Source organism: Nocardia crassostreae (assembly GCF_001613405.1).
GTDB classification, from domain to species: domain Bacteria; phylum Actinomycetota; class Actinomycetes; order Mycobacteriales; family Mycobacteriaceae; genus Nocardia; species Nocardia crassostreae.
In genome coordinates this window covers 846,649-862,550 of the sequence record NZ_BDCH01000012.1, presented here as the reverse complement: position 1 = coordinate 862,550, position 15,902 = coordinate 846,649, and the positions used below count along the sequence as shown (strand labels likewise).

Below are 15,902 nucleotides of genomic sequence, written 5' to 3'. Positions count from 1 at the left end.
GCGGTGCCGCGTGAGTGCTGTCATGCGCTGTGCGGTGCTCGGGGTGCTCGCGGTGGCGTCTGCGGGCGTCGTGTAGCTGACGGGCGGGCAGGAGCAGGATCTGCGCAATCTGTGGGCGCTGCTGGTGCCGTTGATTCCCTTCGTCCTCGCCACCGAGACGATCGCGAGTATGCGGCCCGAGTGGTTTCGCCGCGGTCGGTGGGTGGAGGCTTCGGCGCTGGCGGCCTTCGTCGTCGTGTTCTGTTTTCTGGTGCCGAAGATCTTCGCGGCGGCCATGGACAATGATGCCGACCGGCACTACGCGTGGATGCGGATTCTGGTTCCGGCGGTGATCCTGTGCCTGGTCTTCGCGCTGCGGTTGGGCGGCGCCGGGGCCGCCACGGTGCGGCGGGTCGGCTATGCGGGCATCCTCATCATGCTGTCCGGCATAGAGGATCTGACATTCCAGCTGTTGCGGGACAGCTCGATTGCCGAGCAGTGGGACTGGGCCGACCACATGACGGTGGTGCTCGGCCATATCGCGAGCCGCACCGAGGCATTGGTGTTCATCGCCGTCCATCTGATCGTCGCGGCGGTGGTGGTCTTGCTGCCGGATCGGGTGTGGCAGCGGGCGAGCGGCGCGGTGCGGCAACGCGTGCGCACCCGGACCCGGACCCGCTGATGGTCGCGGCCCCGGACCGGGTGGCGCTGCCCGCCCTCGGCACGGTGCTGTCGCTGCTCGCCGGGCGCGGAGCGTTCCGGATCGCCTACCACGCACTGGCCCTCGTTCTGCTGGCGTGGTGGGGTGCCGAGGTCTTCGGGATCTACGCCGGTGCGGTCGGTGCTACCGCATGGCTCGCGCTGCTGAGCTCCGGACCGGAGAAGACCGTGCTCAAGCTGGTTCCGCGGTTGCCGCGCACCGCGCCCGCCGTGGTGCGCACCGCGCTGCTGACCGCGGCCGTCCCACTGGCGATCGCCGCACTCTGCGCCGTGGCCCTGGCCGGTTCGGCGGCGGTCGTCTATCCCCTGGCGGCGGCGTGGAGCGCCGGGCTCGGCCTGCTCACCGTGGTGGTCGCGGTCCATCGCGCGACCGGACGGCCACAGCGCGACAGCCGCGGCTTTCTGCTGCTCACCGCGCTTCTGGTAATGGCAGCCGGTGCGGGAGCGATCCTGCGCCCGGCCGGTCAGCTGATCGCGCTCGCCGCGATGACGGCCGGTGCGGCCGCATGGTCGGCCCGAGGAATCGATTCGGCCGGAAAGATTTTCGTCCGGGCACGGCGCGGCACCGTGACGGCGGTCCTGCGCTGCGAGGTGCTGCTGGGTCTGTACGAGCCACTGACCGCCGCCTCGGTCGGGCTGCTCTACGCGGTGCTCACGGTCGGCGGGCAGCACCGGGACAGCACCACGTTGTATCTGACGCTGCTGGTATCGAGCGTCATCGGCTCGCTACTGCTCTATCTGCTGCGGATCTACCAGCCCGCATCGTCACTGCGCCTGCGGGGTTCGGGCGCGCGCACCGGCATCGCAGTCGCACGAAGACTTTTCGCCACCGCGCTGCTCGCGGTCGGCTCCGGTTGCGCGCTGGTGGCCGTCATCGCCGAATCGCTCTCCACCACAGCGCTTCTGGCCATATTGCTGGGCTGCGAGATACCGCTGCACGCCGTGGTCAGCCTCGCATTGTTCCTGCTGGAGAACACCGGGGACCACGAGCTGACCATCGCCGCCACTGCCGCCGCGAGCCAATTCGCCTCGGTCGCCGTGCTCGCCCCGCTACTGGTGCCCACCCACGGGCCCGCCGCCGCACTGTGGGTGCTGGTCGCCTCCTACGGCGCCCTCGCGGCCGCGGCCCTGCTCGGACTCGGGCGGCCGCGATGACCATCGAGACATTCACCCCGGGCCGCGATCCCGAACCCGTCTGGTGGGAGGAATTCATCCGCACCAACGGATTTCGCGCCACCTGGACCTGGCCGCTGCTCGCCGCCGCGGGACCGCGACTCGGACTGGCCGTGGTGCACGAGGGCAATGCCCCCGTCGCCATGGCCGCCGCCCGGTGGACCGTCGGCATCGCGAATATCACCGCCCCCGGCAGCACCGGGCAGCCCGGCTGGTGGCGCGACCGCCCCGCCGCCGCCCGCCGCCTGCTCCTCGCGCTGTCCACGCTCGACCAGCGACTGGAATATCCAGCCGAAGTGGTCGTCATCCTCGAAGGCGCGGCAAAAGCGGCAGTCACCAGCCCCCGGACCCGAGCCACCCACGCGTAGTCCTGGCACCCGGTTCCGGCGACGACGCCATCGTCGACACGGTGACAGCAGCCCTCGCACAGACCAGCGACCGCCCCATCACAGTAGTGACAGCAGACCGCGGCCTCCGCGCCCGCGTCGAACCACTGGGCGCCACAACCGTAGGCCCCTCCTGGCTCCTGGACCGCATCCAATAACGCCCGCAACCCCCATCACTACCGATCTCGACTACCCCGCTGTCGGCGCCTTCCCGGCTCGCCGCCGATCGCCTTCGAGCACGGCTTCGATGTAATCGCTAATCGCGTCACGATTGCGGATGAGGACTTCTATCCGTGTGGTCATCCGATCCCGTTCACACTCAAGCGTCGCCATCATCTCCGGCGTGGCATCGGGAAAGTGAATGATGCGCGGTTTGTCCAGACAAGGCAGGATCTGCCTGATGATCCGCGTAGGCAGCCCCGCGTCCAGCAACCCACGAATCTGCTGCACTCGATCCACGAACACCTCATCGTATTCGCGGTACCCGTTCCCGGCCCGCTCCGACACGATGAGTCCCTGCTCCTCGTAATACCGCAGCAGCCGCCGCGACGTCCCGGTGCGAGCTGACAGTTCTCCGATGCGCATATGGGATCCCTCACAGGACTTCGGGTTGACCTTCACACTTATGTGAGGGTTCCAGCATACGTACATGGTCAATCAAACCTCCGAACACAACGTCGCCCCCGCAGCGAAAAGCGACCCACGACTACCGCTTTCACCCCTCCTGGCCCTGACGACCGCCGCCTTCCTCACCGTCCTGACCGAGGCGCTCCCCGCGGGCGTACTCCCCGCCATGAGCGCCGATCTACACGTCAGCGAAGCCGCGACCGGACAGCTGGTCACCGTCTACGCCATCGGCACCGCCCTGTCCGCGATTCCGCTCTCGGTCGCCACGGCCGGATGGCGGCGCAAGCAACTGCTGCTGGTCGGGGTGGCAGGCTTCCTCCTCGCCAATACCGCGACCGCGCTATCCCTGTCCTACCAGCTGACCCTCGTCGCCCGCTTCGTCGCCGGTATCGCGGCCGGAGTGGTCTGGGCGCTGCTGGCCGGATACGCCCGGCGGCTGGTCCCGGAACCCTTGCAGGGCAAGGCGATCGCCATCGCCATGGCGGGCATCCCCCTCGCCCTGTCGCTCGGCATTCCCATGGGAACCTTCCTGGGCAAAGCGGTCGGCTGGCAGCTCACCTTCGGCCTGATGTCGGTCCTCGCGGTCGTGCTCATCGCCTGGATCATGGCGTCCGTCCCCGATTTCCCGGGCCAGGGCCGCGCTTCCCGGATCCCGCTGCTGGCGACGGCCAAGCTGCCCGGCGTCGGCGCGGTGCTGTTCGTCACCCTGACATTCGTACTGGCGCACAACATCCTGTACACCTACGTGGCCACCTTCCTCGACGAGGTCGAGCTGAGCGATCACGTCGATGCCGTGCTGCTGGTGTTCGGCATCGCCTCCATGGTCAGCATCTGGCTCACCGGTGTGCGCATCGATCGCAATCTGCGCGGATTGACCATTGCCGCAACAATTCTGGTCGCCCTCGCGGTGGCGCTCCTGGCCGCCATGTCCGGCAGCGCACCCCTGGTCTTCGTGGCCGCGGCCTTGTGGGGCCTGGGCTGGGGTGGTGTGCCCACCCTCTTGCAGACCGCGGCGGCCGTCACGGGCGGCGACGCCGCCGATACCGCGCAGGCCATGCTGGTCACACTGTGGAACGCGGCCATGGCGGGCGGCGGCATCGCGGGCGGCGTCCTGCTCGATGCCTTCGGCCCGCGCGTATTCCCCTGGAGCGTCCTGGTTCTGCTCGTCCCGACCCTGCTGGTGATCCTGGCCGCTCGCACGGGTTTCCCGCCCGCCCGCACCGCCCGCTAGTTGTTGACTCGCCGAACAGCCCGCTGCACCAGACCGCGAATGCCCGGCAATTGAATGGCCCGCAGCATCATCTCCCCCACCCACACATGCGCCTTGGTGGGCGGCACGAAGCGGGCCATTCCCTTGCGGGCCAAGGCTTGCCGCTTGGCGACCTCGGGGCGCAAGGCGGTCTCCCACGCGGCCAGCGCGGCCGGGATCTCATCCGCCGCCAGCGCCGCACCGAGCCGGTCGGCCCCGTCCAGGGCGAGCGCCGCGCCGTATCCGGCGAAAACCGTGACGCACCAAGCCGAGTCGCCGACCAGCACCACCCGGCCCCGACTCCATTCCCCCAGCACGACCTGGGTCACCGAATCGAAGTAGGCGCTCGCCGGATCGGCCTCCAACTGCCCCAGCGCATCCGCGACACCGCGCCCCAGATCGCCGAAGGCCGCGGTGAGCGCCGCGACCGGACCGAGCGCCAGCTCGGCCTCCGGATCCGCACTGCCGTAGGTGAAGAACGCCGAGGACCGTCCCGGGCCCAGATTCATGACCGCCGCCGTCCGCCCCGGCCCCAGGAAGGTCGTGCCGACCCCCTGCGGTACCTGCTCCGGAATCTCGGCCAGCGGAAACGCGCCGACCATATTCCGCATGTTCACCAGACAGTCCGTCCCGGAACCGAAGACGAGCTCCCGGACCCGGAAGTGCAACCCGTCCGCGCCGATGAGCAGATCGGCCTCGAGGGGCGTGCCGTCGCTCAACCGGAGCCGCACCTCGTCCGCATCCTGCTCGATCGACTCGACGGTGGTGCCGAATCGAATGGTGACGACATCGCGAATCGCCTCGTACAGCACCGTTTCCACATCGCCCCGGAACACGCTCAGCGCCCGATCGCCGACCGCCGCCTGCGCGACCGCCGCGGGCACCGTCAGCTTCTCCCGCCCGTCGGCGTGCACCAGCACCGAGGTGAAGAACCCGATATCGCGCGGCGCCAGCGCGGGCAGCAGCCCCAGCCGTCCCGGTGCAGCCGCAGTGCGGCGGCCAGACCCGCGATTCCCGCGCCGACAACAACCGCTCGCTTCGCAGCGTTCACTCCCATGTCCACTCGTCAACTATTAGTTGACGATCAAGCAAGAGTCAATCACAGGTTGACGATCTTGCCGAGGGTGAAACCGTCGGCAACGCCCCCGGACATTGCGAAGTTGCACCCGTATCCGGTGGTCCGCGGCTATTGTCCCGGGGAGCCGCAGCACACGAGTCACCGTCGAGCAACCCCTTCTCACGGAAGACGCACCGCATGGCCGATAAACCACGCCTGCCCGTGGTCACCTCGCCACACCTCGAGGACCACGACGCCTGCCCCATCACGCCGTTGCCGATCGCAGCGGACGTGCCGCCCGGGCTCACCGATCTATTGACCGCCATCGCCGACGGCGATCGGGACGCGTTCACCGACTTCTACCGCGCCACCCAGCACCGTGTATTCGGGCTGGCCCTGCGCATCCTGCGCCGCCCGGCCGCCGCGGAGGAGATCGCCCAAGAGGTCTACCTGTACGTCTGGAATGCCGCCGGACACTACGACCAGCGCCTGGCCAGCCCCATCGGCTGGCTCATGATGCTCACCCACCGCCGGGCCGTGGACCGCGTCCGTATCGAAAGGTCCGCGGCCACAAGGGATTCCGCCTACGGTCACCGCCAGCTCGGCACCGACCACGATATCGTCGCCGAGACCGTCGACCAGCGTTCGGACGAACGGGCGGTCATCGACTGCCTCGCCACCCTGACCGACACCCAGCACGAGACCATCGCCCTGGCCTACTACGGCGGCCACACCTATGCCGAGGTGGCCGAGCGACTCGGCGTACCCCTCTCGACCGTGAAGACCCGCATTCGCGACGGTCTCCGGCGTCTGCGTCATTGTCTGACAGGATCGGTGACCGATGCCTGACCTCTCGCGCCCCGCCGACCTGGGCGACCTCGCCCAGCCCTACGCCCTCGACGCGCTCACCGCCGTCGAGCGGCAGGCGGTCGACGAATTACTGAGCCGCGCAACCGATGCCGAGGCAGCCGCGTTCCGGAACACCGTCCGCGATATCCGCGACACCTTGGCGGATATGACCATCGTGGACGCCCACGACGCCCCACCCGGCCTCGAGGCGTCGATCCAGCGCGCCCTCGATCGACAGCTCGACGCCGCGCCCTCGGCGACCCCGCCCCGGGCGACCTCATCGGCGCGCACCGCGACACTCGGCCACCGACGGGCCCTGACCTGGATCGCCGCGGCCGCGGCCGTCGCCGCCCTCGTGATCGGCGGACTGATCGTCAAAGACCTTTCCCAGCACCGCGATCCGGAGACGATCACCGCCGAGCAAGTGCGCACCGAGGCCGATGCCCTGTCCGGCGGCGGCACCGTCACCGTGGACACCTCCCGGCTGCTGAACGCCGCGCTGGTGTTCTTCGATGCCGTCCCCGCCCCACCGCCGGGCCACGCTTATCAACTGTGGCTCATCCCGGACGGCGGCCCGCCCCGCTCGGCGGGCGTACCCGAAACCCTGCCCACCGAACGCGCACCACTGCTGATGCGCCCGGGAGACGCACGCGCCCTGGCGGTTTCGATCGAGCCGGTAGGCGGGTCGGCACAACCCACCACCGACCCGATCGTGGCGATACCGCTGGGCTGAACGGGAATCAGCCGAGTGCGACCACGGCGGTGGCGCGGCCGAAGATGCGGCGGCCGTCCTGGGTGGCGGTGAGGGCGATCGTGGCGGTGCCGCTATTGCGATGCAGGGCAATGATTTTGCCGCCGAACTCGATGGTGCTCGCGGTGCCCGGGACCACGTAGACCGGGCCGGTGATGCGGACGCTGTACTGGCGCAGCGCCCGCGGATCCTGGACCCAGGAGGCGAGATAGCCCGCGCCGAGGCCCATGGTCAGCATGCCGTGGGCGACGACGCCGGGGCCGAGGCCGACGAGCGCGCCGGTGGGCTCGAACCAGTGGATCGGATTGGGATCCCCGGCGACACCGGCGTAGTGCACGAGATCGCCCAGGGTGAGCCGGTAGCCGTGCGTCGGCAGCGGATCGCCGACGGCCAGGCGGTCGCGGCTGCGGCTGCGCAGCGGGAACTGCTGGACGACAGCCGTTTTGGCATGGCCCGGGACCTCGTCGACGGCCGGGGGGCGATGGTGAGGACATCGTGCCGGAGCACATCGGCATTGAGTTCCGCCAAACGCAGGCCCAGCTCCGCCGCGCCCGTGCGGGCGATAATGCTGGTGTTGCCGACGAGGACGATCTCGTCGTCCTGATCAGTAATGGTGTTGGTGACCACCAGCAGATCGCCGCCGAATGCCTCGCGATGCGATTGCACGGCGACCGTGCTGGTGAGGCGGTCGCAGACCACGATCGGGCGGTAGTAGTCCATGACCTGCTGGGTCTGTACGGCGGTGGTGAGATCGCAGCCGGTGAGCAGCCCGGCCAGGGCCTGCTGGGTCGCGCCCGCCAGCAGCGCCGCGAACGTGGGCGGGGCCAGGACGCCCCGGCAGCCGAGGTCGGCGGCGGCGGTTTCGGTGAAATGCGCGGGATGGTCGTTCTGCACGGCGCGCGCGAAGGCCCGGACTTGTTCGCGGCCGACTTCGTAATCGTCACGGAGCCGGTAGTTGCGGCCGACCATCGACCGTAGCTCGACGAGCCGTTCGTCGATGTCCGGAACCGCCGCCGTGGGCGGCTCGAGCAGGTCGTCACAATGGGCGTTCTCGACGGCAACCACCAGATGTCTCCTCCAGCTGATCGAGTGCAGATACCCACTAGTCGCGACGGATCCTGCTCCGGTTTGGTCACCGGCGGAGTTATTCCGACTGTATGATCCACATCACATTCCATGGACCAAACCGCGGCCGCGCGCACAACGACCAACTGGCAACCGCTAGCGCCCAGCCATCGATGCCGCCCGGAGGTTGCCCGCATGACTCGTCACGCCCCCTTCTACGCCGAGGTACAAGCGCACTACGACCTCTCCGACGACTTCTTCGCCCTCTTCCTCGACCCCACCCGGACCTACAGCTGCGCGTACTGGGACCGGCCGGACAGCACACTCGAACAGGCGCAGATCGCGAAAATCGATCTGGCGCTGGGCAAATGCGATCTGCGGCCCGGTATGACGCTGCTCGACATCGGCTGCGGCTGGGGCTCCACCATGCTGCGCGCGCTGGACGCCTACGACGTGAACGTCATCGGGCTCACCCTGAGCCGGAATCAGCACGACTACATCCGGGCCCAGCTGGACAAGCGCGAATTCCGCGGCCGCCGCGCGGAAGTCCGGCTCCAAGGCTGGGAGGAGTTCGACGGGCACGCCGATCGAATCGTCAGCATCGGCGCGTTCGAGCACTTCCGGCAGGAGCGCTACGAGGACTTCTTCGAATTCGCCCATGCCGCCCTGCCCACCGACGGCGTCATGCTGCTGCACACCATCGTCATGTACGGGCTCAACCATCTGCGGGCCAACGAGATCCCGCTCACCCGCGAGGACATCGGCTTCATGCGATTCATCCGCACCGCCATCTTCCCCGGCGGACAACTGGCGCTGCCGTGGGGCCCGATCCCGCGCGGCGTGCGCGAATACGCGCAGGAGGCCGGATTCACCGTCTCCCGAATCCATCCGCTGCGGCTGCACTACGCGACCACGCTCGACCACTGGGCGGCCGCGCTGCGGGAACACCGCAGCGCGGCCATCGCCCTCGCGGGTGCGGACACCTACGACACCTATATGCGCTACCTCACCGGCTGTGCGCACCATTTCCGCGCGGGCCATATCGACGTCATGCAGTTCACCTGTGCCAAATCGCCGCTGCCCGAGTACGCGTGCGCGCCGGTCAGCCGACGGGCAGTGGATTCACCGCCGCGGCTCGGGCCGCTCGGACCGCGGTCAGGGCATTGAGCCGACCGAAGCCGTACTTGCTGCTGCGGCCGTCCGCGCCGTAGGAGCCGCCCTGAGGATCGATCTTGTCGCACGAGCCTTTCAGCAGATTCTTGACCTCGTCCCAGGTCAGGTCGGGATTCACCGACAGGACCAGGGCGACCACGCCCGCCGCGCCCGGGCAGGCGCTGGAGGTGCCGCCGAAGCTGTTGGTGAAATCGCCCGCGGCGTCGCCGAGTTCCGGATCGCCCGGGTTGTAGCCGTCGGCGCCGTGCCGATCCACGGTCCAGATGCCGGTGGTGCGGGGTTCCGGATGCTGGAACGGCGCGTGGCCGAAGTCGTTGCTGGGGAACGCGCACCAGACGGCCTTGCCGAAATCGCTGTAGACACTGCGCTTTCCGGTGTCGTTGCAGGCGGCGACGGCGATCACCTTGGGGAAGCTGGCATAGCCGTCGTTGTCGACGGATTCATTGCCATTGCCCGCGGCGAACAGGATGACGCAGCCTTTTCCGTCGCGGCCCTTGGTGATCGCGTGCTCGATGGCCAGCCGGGTGCTGGCGGGCATGGGCACCACCTGGTCGTGCGCCGGATCATTGGGCCGGAACCACGCGCCGTCGGCGGGACCCCAGCTGCACGAAATGACGTCCGCGCCTTGGTCGGCGGCCCATTTGAACGCCTGGGCCTCGGCCTGGGAGCCGAGCCCGGAGGCCAGCCGGATGGGCATGAGCGCGGCCTCCGGCGCCACCCCGGATGCTCCGGCCGTACCGTTCGCACAGGCCACACCGGCACAGGCGGTGCCGTGGTTATCCCCATTGTCGGGGCCGGTGCCGAAGCTGTCCTTCGGGCGCGGGTCCGCGGTGCGCAGCGTGGCGTCTCGCGGCGCGACCACCTTGCCGGGGCCCGCGAACTCTGGATGATCGATATCCACGCCGTCGTCGATAATGGCGATCGTCACCCCGCTGCCGCGCGTGAGCGCATGCGCCGCTTCGACATTCGCGTGCGCGTCGACGGTGACACCGCCGATGACGGTCTTCCTCATATGCCATTGCCCGGGGAAGATCGCCTTGCGGGAGCGCCGTCGAATCAGCTCCGGATGGCAGTACTCCACATCGGCGCGGCGCAGGAGCGTGTTCGCGATCTCGAACACCCGCTGGCCGGTGCCCTCCGGCGCGGCGGTGAAGTACGCATTGTCGGCGTAGTCCACCTCCTCCTTGACCCGCAGTCCGGCCTCGCGCAGCACCGCCCGACACCGCTCGGGATCGGCGTCGTCGACGAACTTCACGAAGATGTTCTCGGTATAGAGCACCGGTTCGTCCGTGCCCGGATCCACCAGCACGCTCCCGGCGAACCGCACCTCGGGCGCGGCATCGATCCGGGGTTTGCGTTCCTCGACCGACGGTGAGCCGGGCGGCACCCGGTACACCTCGACAACCACCTCCGGGTGGGCCTGCACCAGCGTCGCGTCATCGAGTTCACCGGCGACGGCGGTGCGCACCGACCCGATCTTGCGCGGCACGCCGCGCCCTCGATTCGCGCGCACTACAATCAGATCCGGACTCTGCTCGAGTTCGAAGCCGGGCTCGTCTTTCGTCCCGAAATTCGCGGTAGGCACCATGACTCCCTTCGCCATATGGCCCGAGCACTACCCTCAATCTAGTCAGGACAAACCGGAACCGAGCGAGTACCGAGGTACTCCAATCCGCGTGGGACAATCCCGGGCAATCGAGTGTTCGATTTACGCTGCCGAGCCCGCGCGGCGGTGAGACGATCATCGAATGACCGCCGACTATTACGATCTCGGTACTCACACCAGGCGTGTCACGACCACGTCGGCGACCGCGCAGACGTGGTTCGACCGGGGACTGGTCTGGGCCTACGCCTTCAATCACGAAGAGGCCGCGCAGTGCTTCTCCCGAGCCCTGGCCGAGGACCCGGATTGCGCCATGGCCTGCTGGGGCCTGGCCTACGCGCTGGGGCCGAACTACAACAAGCCCTGGGAGTTCTTCGACGAGAAGGAGCTGGCGACCGCGGTGGCCGCCACCCACGACGCGGTCCAGCGGGCCATGGCGCTCGCGGAGGGCGCGACACCGGTGGAACGCGCGCTCGTCGAGGCGCTGGGCGCCCGGTATCCGCGGAGTGCGCCCGAGGGCGACGGCTCGGCGTGGAACAGCGACTACGCGCAGGCCATGCGCACCGTCTACGAGCGGTTTCCCGATGATCTGGATGTCGCGACCCTGTGCGCCGACGCGCTCATGAATCTCACGCCGTGGGCGCTGTGGGATCAGCGCACCGGCGAACCGGCCGCCGATTCGTGCACCGTGGAGGCCAAGGCCATCCTGGATCGCGCCCTGGCCACCGCGGCGGGCCTGGCCCATCCGGGCATTCTGCACCTGTACATCCATCTGATGGAGATGTCGCCGACCCCGGAATCCGCACTCCCCGTCGCGGATCGCCTGCGCGGTCTGGTGCCCGACTCCGGCCACCTCGAGCACATGCCCTCGCACCTGGACGTGCTCTGCGGCGACTACCGCAGCGTGGTCGCCACCAACTCCGCCGCCATTGCCGCCGACCGGAAATTCGTGCGGCGCTCGGGCGAGGTCAACTTCTACACCCTCTACCGCGCGCACAACTACCACTTCAAGATCTACGGCGCCATGTTCCTCGGCCAGTCCGCCACCGCCCTGGAAACCGTTGCGCAACTGGAGCAATCAATTCCCGCAGAGTTGCTGCGCGTCGAGTCGCCGCCCATGGCCGACTGGCTCGAGGGCCTGCTGTCCATGCGCGTGCACGCCCTCATTCGCTTCGGTCGCTGGCAGCAGATCCTCGACCTGCCCCTCCCCGAGGACCGCGACCTCTACTGCGTCACCACGGCAATGCGCCACTACGCCAAGGGCATTGCCTACGCCGCGACGAACCGGCCCGACGAGGCCGCTCGCGAACAGGAGCTCTTCCGGGCCGCCTATGCCCGCGTCCCGGAATCGCGCACCCTGTTCAACAACACCTGCCGCGATATCCTCGCCATTGCCGCCGCCATGTTGGAAGGCGAGCTCCATTACCGAAAGGCCGACTACGACAAGGCTTTCAAAGCCCTCAGACGCGCCATCCACCTGGACGACAACCTTCCCTACGACGAACCCTGGGGCTGGATGCAACCCACCCGCCACGCCTACGGCGCTCTCCTGCTGGAACAGGGCCGCATCCCCGAGGCCGAAGCCGTCTACCGAGCCGACCTGGGTCTGGACGCCACTCTCCCCCGCGCCTCCCAGCACCCCGGCAATGTCTGGAGTCTGCACGGCTACCACGAATGCCTGGTCCGCCTGGGCAAGTCCGAAGCCGCCGCGATAGTCGCCCAGCAGCTCACAATGGCCACCGCCCTGGCCGATATCCCCATCCAGGCTTCCTGCTTCTGCCGCCTGTCCGCGGTGACCGACGACGCCCCCGCCGATCACTGCTGCCACTGATCAACCGGTTACGGTGGCCATGTGGTCGATATCAGTCACGAGACGCCAGAGCAGACATCCCAGCGGCTCAAGGGCGTGATCGCCGCCGCCGATCTCGTTGTGCACGAGGGTGAATGGTGCTTCCGCGAGACCCCGCTCGCGAATCCGCCGCAGCTGACCGAACACACGCTGGCCGTGGTGCGCGACAGTGCGAGCTGGAGCGCGCTCGTCCCGCTCACCGACGAGGATCTCGCCGGTGTGGAACGATTCGGCGTCTTCTCCTTCCATTTCCCGCCCGGCCTGGACAACAGCGGCTTCGTCGGCTGGCTGGCCACACATCTCAAGAATGCCCTCGGCACCGGGGTGTTCGTCGTCTGCGGTAGCAATCGCGAACGCGGCGACATCTACGACTACTGGGGCTGCCCGAGCAGTCTGCTCGACCAGGTCGAAGCCGAGATACGCGCCCTGCGTTGAGATTCGGGCAGTCCGTAACATTCTTCGCAATGCCGCTCAGGCGCGAATGACGGCGGGTCCGAGGGCCTCGAAACGCCGCGCTTGCGCCGGTTCCAGTTCCGCACCGGTCACCAGGGCCTCGAAATCGGAGATCTCGGCGAAACGGCAGAAGCTCGACATGCCGAACTTGCTGTCCGCGGCCACCAGCACCCGTCGCCGCGCGCGCTGGACCGCCAGTCCCTTCACCGCGGCGACCGCCGGATCCGGTGTCGTGAGGCCGTGTTCCAGCGAGACCCCATTGGTGCCGAGGTAGGCCAGGTCGATGACCAGCTCGCCCAGCATGCGCAGGGCCCAGTGGTCCACGGTAGCGAGGGTGCGTCCGCGCATGCGCCCGCCGAGCAGCAGGACGGTGATGCCATCGCTGTCGGCGAGCACTTCGGCGGCGAGCAAGGAGGAGGTGACGACCGTCAACTCACGGTCGGCGAGTTTCTCGGCAATCAGGCGCGGGGTGAATCCCTCGTCGAGATAGACGGTTTCGGCGCCGTGCAGCAGATCCGCGGCGGCCGCGGCGATCCGGTGCTTCTGCGCCAGATCGACGCGGCTGCGGTAGTCCAGGCTGGATTCGAAGGCCGCGCTCTCCAAGGGGATGGCGCCGCCGTGCACGCGTTTGACCAAGCGGCGATCGGCGAGCAGGCGCAGATCGCGGCGAATGGTCTCCGCGGCCACGCCGAGTTCGTCGGCGAGACCGAGTACGTCCACCCGGCCGCGCGTGCGGGCGTACTCCACGATCTGCGACTGCCGCGAATCCGAATCCACGAAGGACATTGTGCGGTATCGGCTCAGGCGTGCACGCTGCCGAGGACCTCGCGGACCTCCTCGGGCGTGCGCGCCACCCGCAGGCGTTCGACCTGATCCGCGGCCATGAACACCTGGGCGATGCAGGACAGCAGTTGCAGGTGATCGTTCCCGGCCCCGGCGATGCCGATGACGAACTCGACCGGGTTGCCGTTCCAGTCCAGCCCGTCCGGATAGCGCACCACCGAGATGCCCGTGCGGCGAATGCTGCCCTTGGCGTCATTGGTGCCGTGCGGAATTGCCAGGCCGTTTCCCATGAAAGTAGATACCGATAGCTCGCGCTCGTGCATGGCGGCGATGTACGGCGCGTCGACCGCTCCGGCGGCGACCAGCAGGCGGCCCGCCTCGTCGATGGCGTCGGCGCTGGTCCGCGCGCTGCCGGAGAGCACGATCGACTCGAGGGCGAGCTGGTCGCCTCGGATTCCGGGGCGGTCGGTTCGGCCTCGGCCGGGGCTCCGGCCGTGGCGGCGCGGGCGATGAGCGCGACGATCTCGTCGTATTCCGGGCTGTTCATGAAGTTGTCGACCGGCACGTGGATGGCCGAAGGCGTCCGTTCGCGCGCCCGCTCGGCCAGATCGGCATGGGTGACGACCAGGTCGTAGCTGTCGGTGAGGTTGGCGATCGCCTTGTTGACCACGCTGACATCGGCGAAGCCCGCGTCCCGGATCTTCTTGCGCAGCACCGAGGCTCCCATGGCGGAGGATCCCATCCCGGCATCGCAGGCGAAGACGATGCTCGAAATCGTCTCCGGTCCGGTCGAAGTGGGAGTTCCCCCGGAGCCGGACAGTGCGGCGAGCGCGGCGGCGGCCGCGGAACGCTTGCCCTTCATCTGCTCCATGGCGGCGGTGGCCTCGGCCAGATCGCCCGCGTCGGCGGCGCGGTCGGTGCGCAGCAGCAGGGCCGCGACCAGGAAGGCGACCGTGGCGGCGCCGAAGACCGACAGCGTCACGCCGAGATAGCTGCCGCTCGCGGTCTGCGCGTACACCGCGATGATGGAGCCGGGCGCGGCCGGGGCGCGCAGGCCCGAACCGAAGACCACATTGATGAACACGCCGGTCATGCCGTCGGCGATCATGGCGATGATCAGCTTCGGCTTCATGAGCACGTACGGGAAGTAGATCTCGTGAATGCCGCCGAGGAAGTGGATGATCGCCGCGCCGGGTGCGGTGGTCTTGGCGGCGCCGCGGCCGAATATGGCGACCGTGATCAAAAGGCCAAGGCCCGGACCCGGATTGGCCTCCAGCAGGAACAGGATCGACTTGCCGGTCTCACTGGCCTGATTGGTGCCCAGCGGGGTCAGGATGCCGTGGTTGATCGCATTGTTGAGGAACAGCACCTTGGCCGGTTCGATGAAGATCGACGTCAGCGGCAGCAGGCTCTGATCGACCAGGAAATCCACCACATTGCTGGCCAGGCGGCTGAATCCGGAGACCACCGGGCCGATGCCGAAGAAGCCGAACACGGCCAGCGCCGCGCCCGCGATACCGGCCGCGAAATTGTCGACCAGCATTTCGAAGCCGGGGCGAATCCTGCCTTCCCACAGCGCATCCAGCTTCTTGATGACCCAGCCGCCGAGCGGGCCCACGATCATGGCGCCCAGGAACATGGGCACGTCCGCGCCCGCGATCACGCCCATGGTGGCAATGGCGCCCACGACCGCGCCGCGGGTGTCGTAGACGATGCGGCCGCCGGTGGCGCCGATGAGGATCGGCAGCAGATAGGTGATGGTCGGGCCGACGATGCCGCCGCCGTCGTAGTCGCCCCAGCCACCGATATCGGCGACCCAGCTGTTGTCGGCCATGGTGCCGAAAATCGAGGTTATCCAGCCTTTTTCGATGAACAGGGCGGTGAGCAGGCCCCAGGCGATGAAGGCGCCGATATTGGGCATGACCATGCTGGACAGGAACGTACCGACTCGCTGGATTCGCACTCGCGTGCCGCCGCGGGCTTCCGGTGGGGAGACAGACATCTTCGAACTTCCTCTGAGCAACTCGATCAGATATGTGACCACGGCCATACCTCTTGCAGTAGTAGACCTCAGAATCGGGCATGATGACAATAGATCAGGCAGAAATGGGCACAAATTTGTGTGGCTTTACGCCCGAATGGCCGTTACGGTGGATTCGAGCGGTCGAGCCCACCTGGTCGGCCA

At 68.2% G+C, this 15,902-nt stretch carries 15 protein-coding genes and 1 pseudogene; 9 read left to right on the top strand and 7 right to left on the bottom strand.

From position 1 onward, the window contains the following. Positions 1-124: 124 nt before the first annotated feature. Genes NC4_RS10770 through NC4_RS45080 form a run of 3 tightly spaced genes read left to right on the top strand, consistent with a single transcriptional unit; the run spans position 125 to position 2,240 of the window. Positions 125-661, top strand: a complete 537-nt coding sequence (locus tag NC4_RS10770; RefSeq protein WP_084528797.1) for a hypothetical protein — start codon at positions 125-127, stop codon at positions 659-661. Next, positions 661-1,854 carry a hypothetical protein gene (locus NC4_RS10765; protein WP_157554491.1) on the top strand — a complete coding sequence of 398 codons (1,194 nt, stop codon included), beginning with the start codon at positions 661-663 and terminating at the stop codon, positions 1,852-1,854. The genes NC4_RS10770 and NC4_RS10765 overlap by 1 nt, the downstream gene beginning before the upstream one ends. Beyond that, positions 1,851-2,240: a hypothetical protein gene (locus NC4_RS45080; protein ID WP_439957493.1), complete on the top strand. Its 390-nt coding sequence runs from the start codon at positions 1,851-1,853 to the stop codon at positions 2,238-2,240. The genes NC4_RS10765 and NC4_RS45080 overlap by 4 nt, the downstream gene beginning before the upstream one ends. Before the next feature lie 207 nt (positions 2,241-2,447). On the opposite strand, the gene NC4_RS10755 is transcribed toward NC4_RS45080, so the two are convergent. After that, a complete protein-coding gene (locus tag NC4_RS10755; protein ID WP_067535655.1) occupies positions 2,448-2,843 on the bottom strand; it encodes a MerR family transcriptional regulator in 396 nt (131 codons plus the stop codon). A gap of 64 nt (positions 2,844-2,907) precedes the next feature. Here NC4_RS10755 and NC4_RS10750 point away from each other — a divergent pair, with 64 nt between their 5' ends. Further along, positions 2,908-4,116: an MFS transporter gene (locus NC4_RS10750; RefSeq protein ID WP_067535652.1), complete on the top strand. Its 1,209-nt coding sequence runs from the start codon at positions 2,908-2,910 to the stop codon at positions 4,114-4,116. Here NC4_RS10750 and NC4_RS10745 read toward each other — a convergent pair. Then, entirely contained in the window at positions 4,113-5,204 is a 1,092-nt protein-coding gene (locus tag NC4_RS10745; RefSeq protein WP_218020982.1) for an FAD-dependent monooxygenase, read from the bottom strand. The genes NC4_RS10750 and NC4_RS10745 overlap by 4 nt on opposite strands. A gap of 185 nt (positions 5,205-5,389) precedes the next feature. Between NC4_RS10745 and sigK the strand changes: the two genes are divergently transcribed. Both sigK and NC4_RS10735 read left to right on the top strand, forming a co-directional pair. Further along, complete coding sequence (sigK, locus tag NC4_RS10740) at positions 5,390-6,040, top strand: ECF RNA polymerase sigma factor SigK (RefSeq protein WP_067535649.1); 651 nt, start codon at positions 5,390-5,392, stop codon at positions 6,038-6,040. Next, on the top strand, positions 6,033-6,773 hold the full coding sequence (locus tag NC4_RS10735; protein WP_067535646.1) for an anti-sigma factor: 741 nt from the start codon (positions 6,033-6,035) through the stop codon (positions 6,771-6,773). The genes sigK and NC4_RS10735 overlap by 8 nt, the downstream gene beginning before the upstream one ends. 7 nt (positions 6,774-6,780) lie before the next feature. On the opposite strand, the gene NC4_RS10730 is transcribed toward NC4_RS10735, so the two are convergent. Then, positions 6,781-7,128 carry a MaoC/PaaZ C-terminal domain-containing protein gene (locus NC4_RS10730; RefSeq protein WP_245721596.1) on the bottom strand — a complete coding sequence of 116 codons (348 nt, stop codon included), beginning with the start codon at positions 7,126-7,128 and terminating at the stop codon, positions 6,781-6,783. Beyond that, a complete protein-coding gene (locus NC4_RS42395; protein WP_084528795.1) occupies positions 7,023-7,856 on the bottom strand; it encodes an FAS1-like dehydratase domain-containing protein in 834 nt (277 codons plus the stop codon). The genes NC4_RS10730 and NC4_RS42395 overlap by 106 nt, the downstream gene beginning before the upstream one ends. Before the next feature lie 195 nt (positions 7,857-8,051). Here NC4_RS42395 and NC4_RS10725 point away from each other — a divergent pair, with 195 nt between their 5' ends. Next, a complete protein-coding gene (locus NC4_RS10725; RefSeq protein ID WP_084528793.1) occupies positions 8,052-9,023 on the top strand; it encodes a cyclopropane mycolic acid synthase family methyltransferase in 972 nt (323 codons plus the stop codon). Here the strand turns inward: NC4_RS10725 and NC4_RS10720 are convergent. After that, positions 8,959-10,617, bottom strand: a complete 1,659-nt coding sequence (locus tag NC4_RS10720) for a S8 family peptidase (protein ID WP_067536166.1) — start codon at positions 10,615-10,617, stop codon at positions 8,959-8,961. The genes NC4_RS10725 and NC4_RS10720 overlap by 65 nt on opposite strands. A gap of 160 nt (positions 10,618-10,777) precedes the next feature. Here NC4_RS10720 and NC4_RS10715 point away from each other — a divergent pair, with 160 nt between their 5' ends. Beyond that, positions 10,778-12,463 carry a tetratricopeptide repeat protein gene (locus NC4_RS10715; protein ID WP_067535641.1) on the top strand — a complete coding sequence of 562 codons (1,686 nt, stop codon included), beginning with the start codon at positions 10,778-10,780 and terminating at the stop codon, positions 12,461-12,463. Between the two features lie 21 nt (positions 12,464-12,484). After that, positions 12,485-12,916, top strand: coding sequence for a DUF6196 family protein (locus tag NC4_RS10710; protein ID WP_067535638.1), 432 nt, complete (start codon positions 12,485-12,487; stop codon positions 12,914-12,916). Positions 12,917-12,952: 36 nt separating this feature from the next. On the opposite strand, the gene NC4_RS10705 is transcribed toward NC4_RS10710, so the two are convergent. Together NC4_RS10705 and NC4_RS10700 are read right to left on the bottom strand one after the other, a co-directional pair. After that, positions 12,953-13,711 (bottom strand): DeoR/GlpR family DNA-binding transcription regulator, encoded by a 759-nt coding sequence (locus tag NC4_RS10705; RefSeq protein ID WP_067536164.1) that lies wholly within the window; start codon positions 13,709-13,711, stop codon positions 12,953-12,955. A 23-nt stretch (positions 13,712-13,734) separates the two neighbouring features. Next, positions 13,735-15,719: pseudogene (locus NC4_RS10700) on the bottom strand (PTS mannitol transporter subunit IICBA). Positions 15,720-15,902 lie beyond the last annotated feature (183 nt).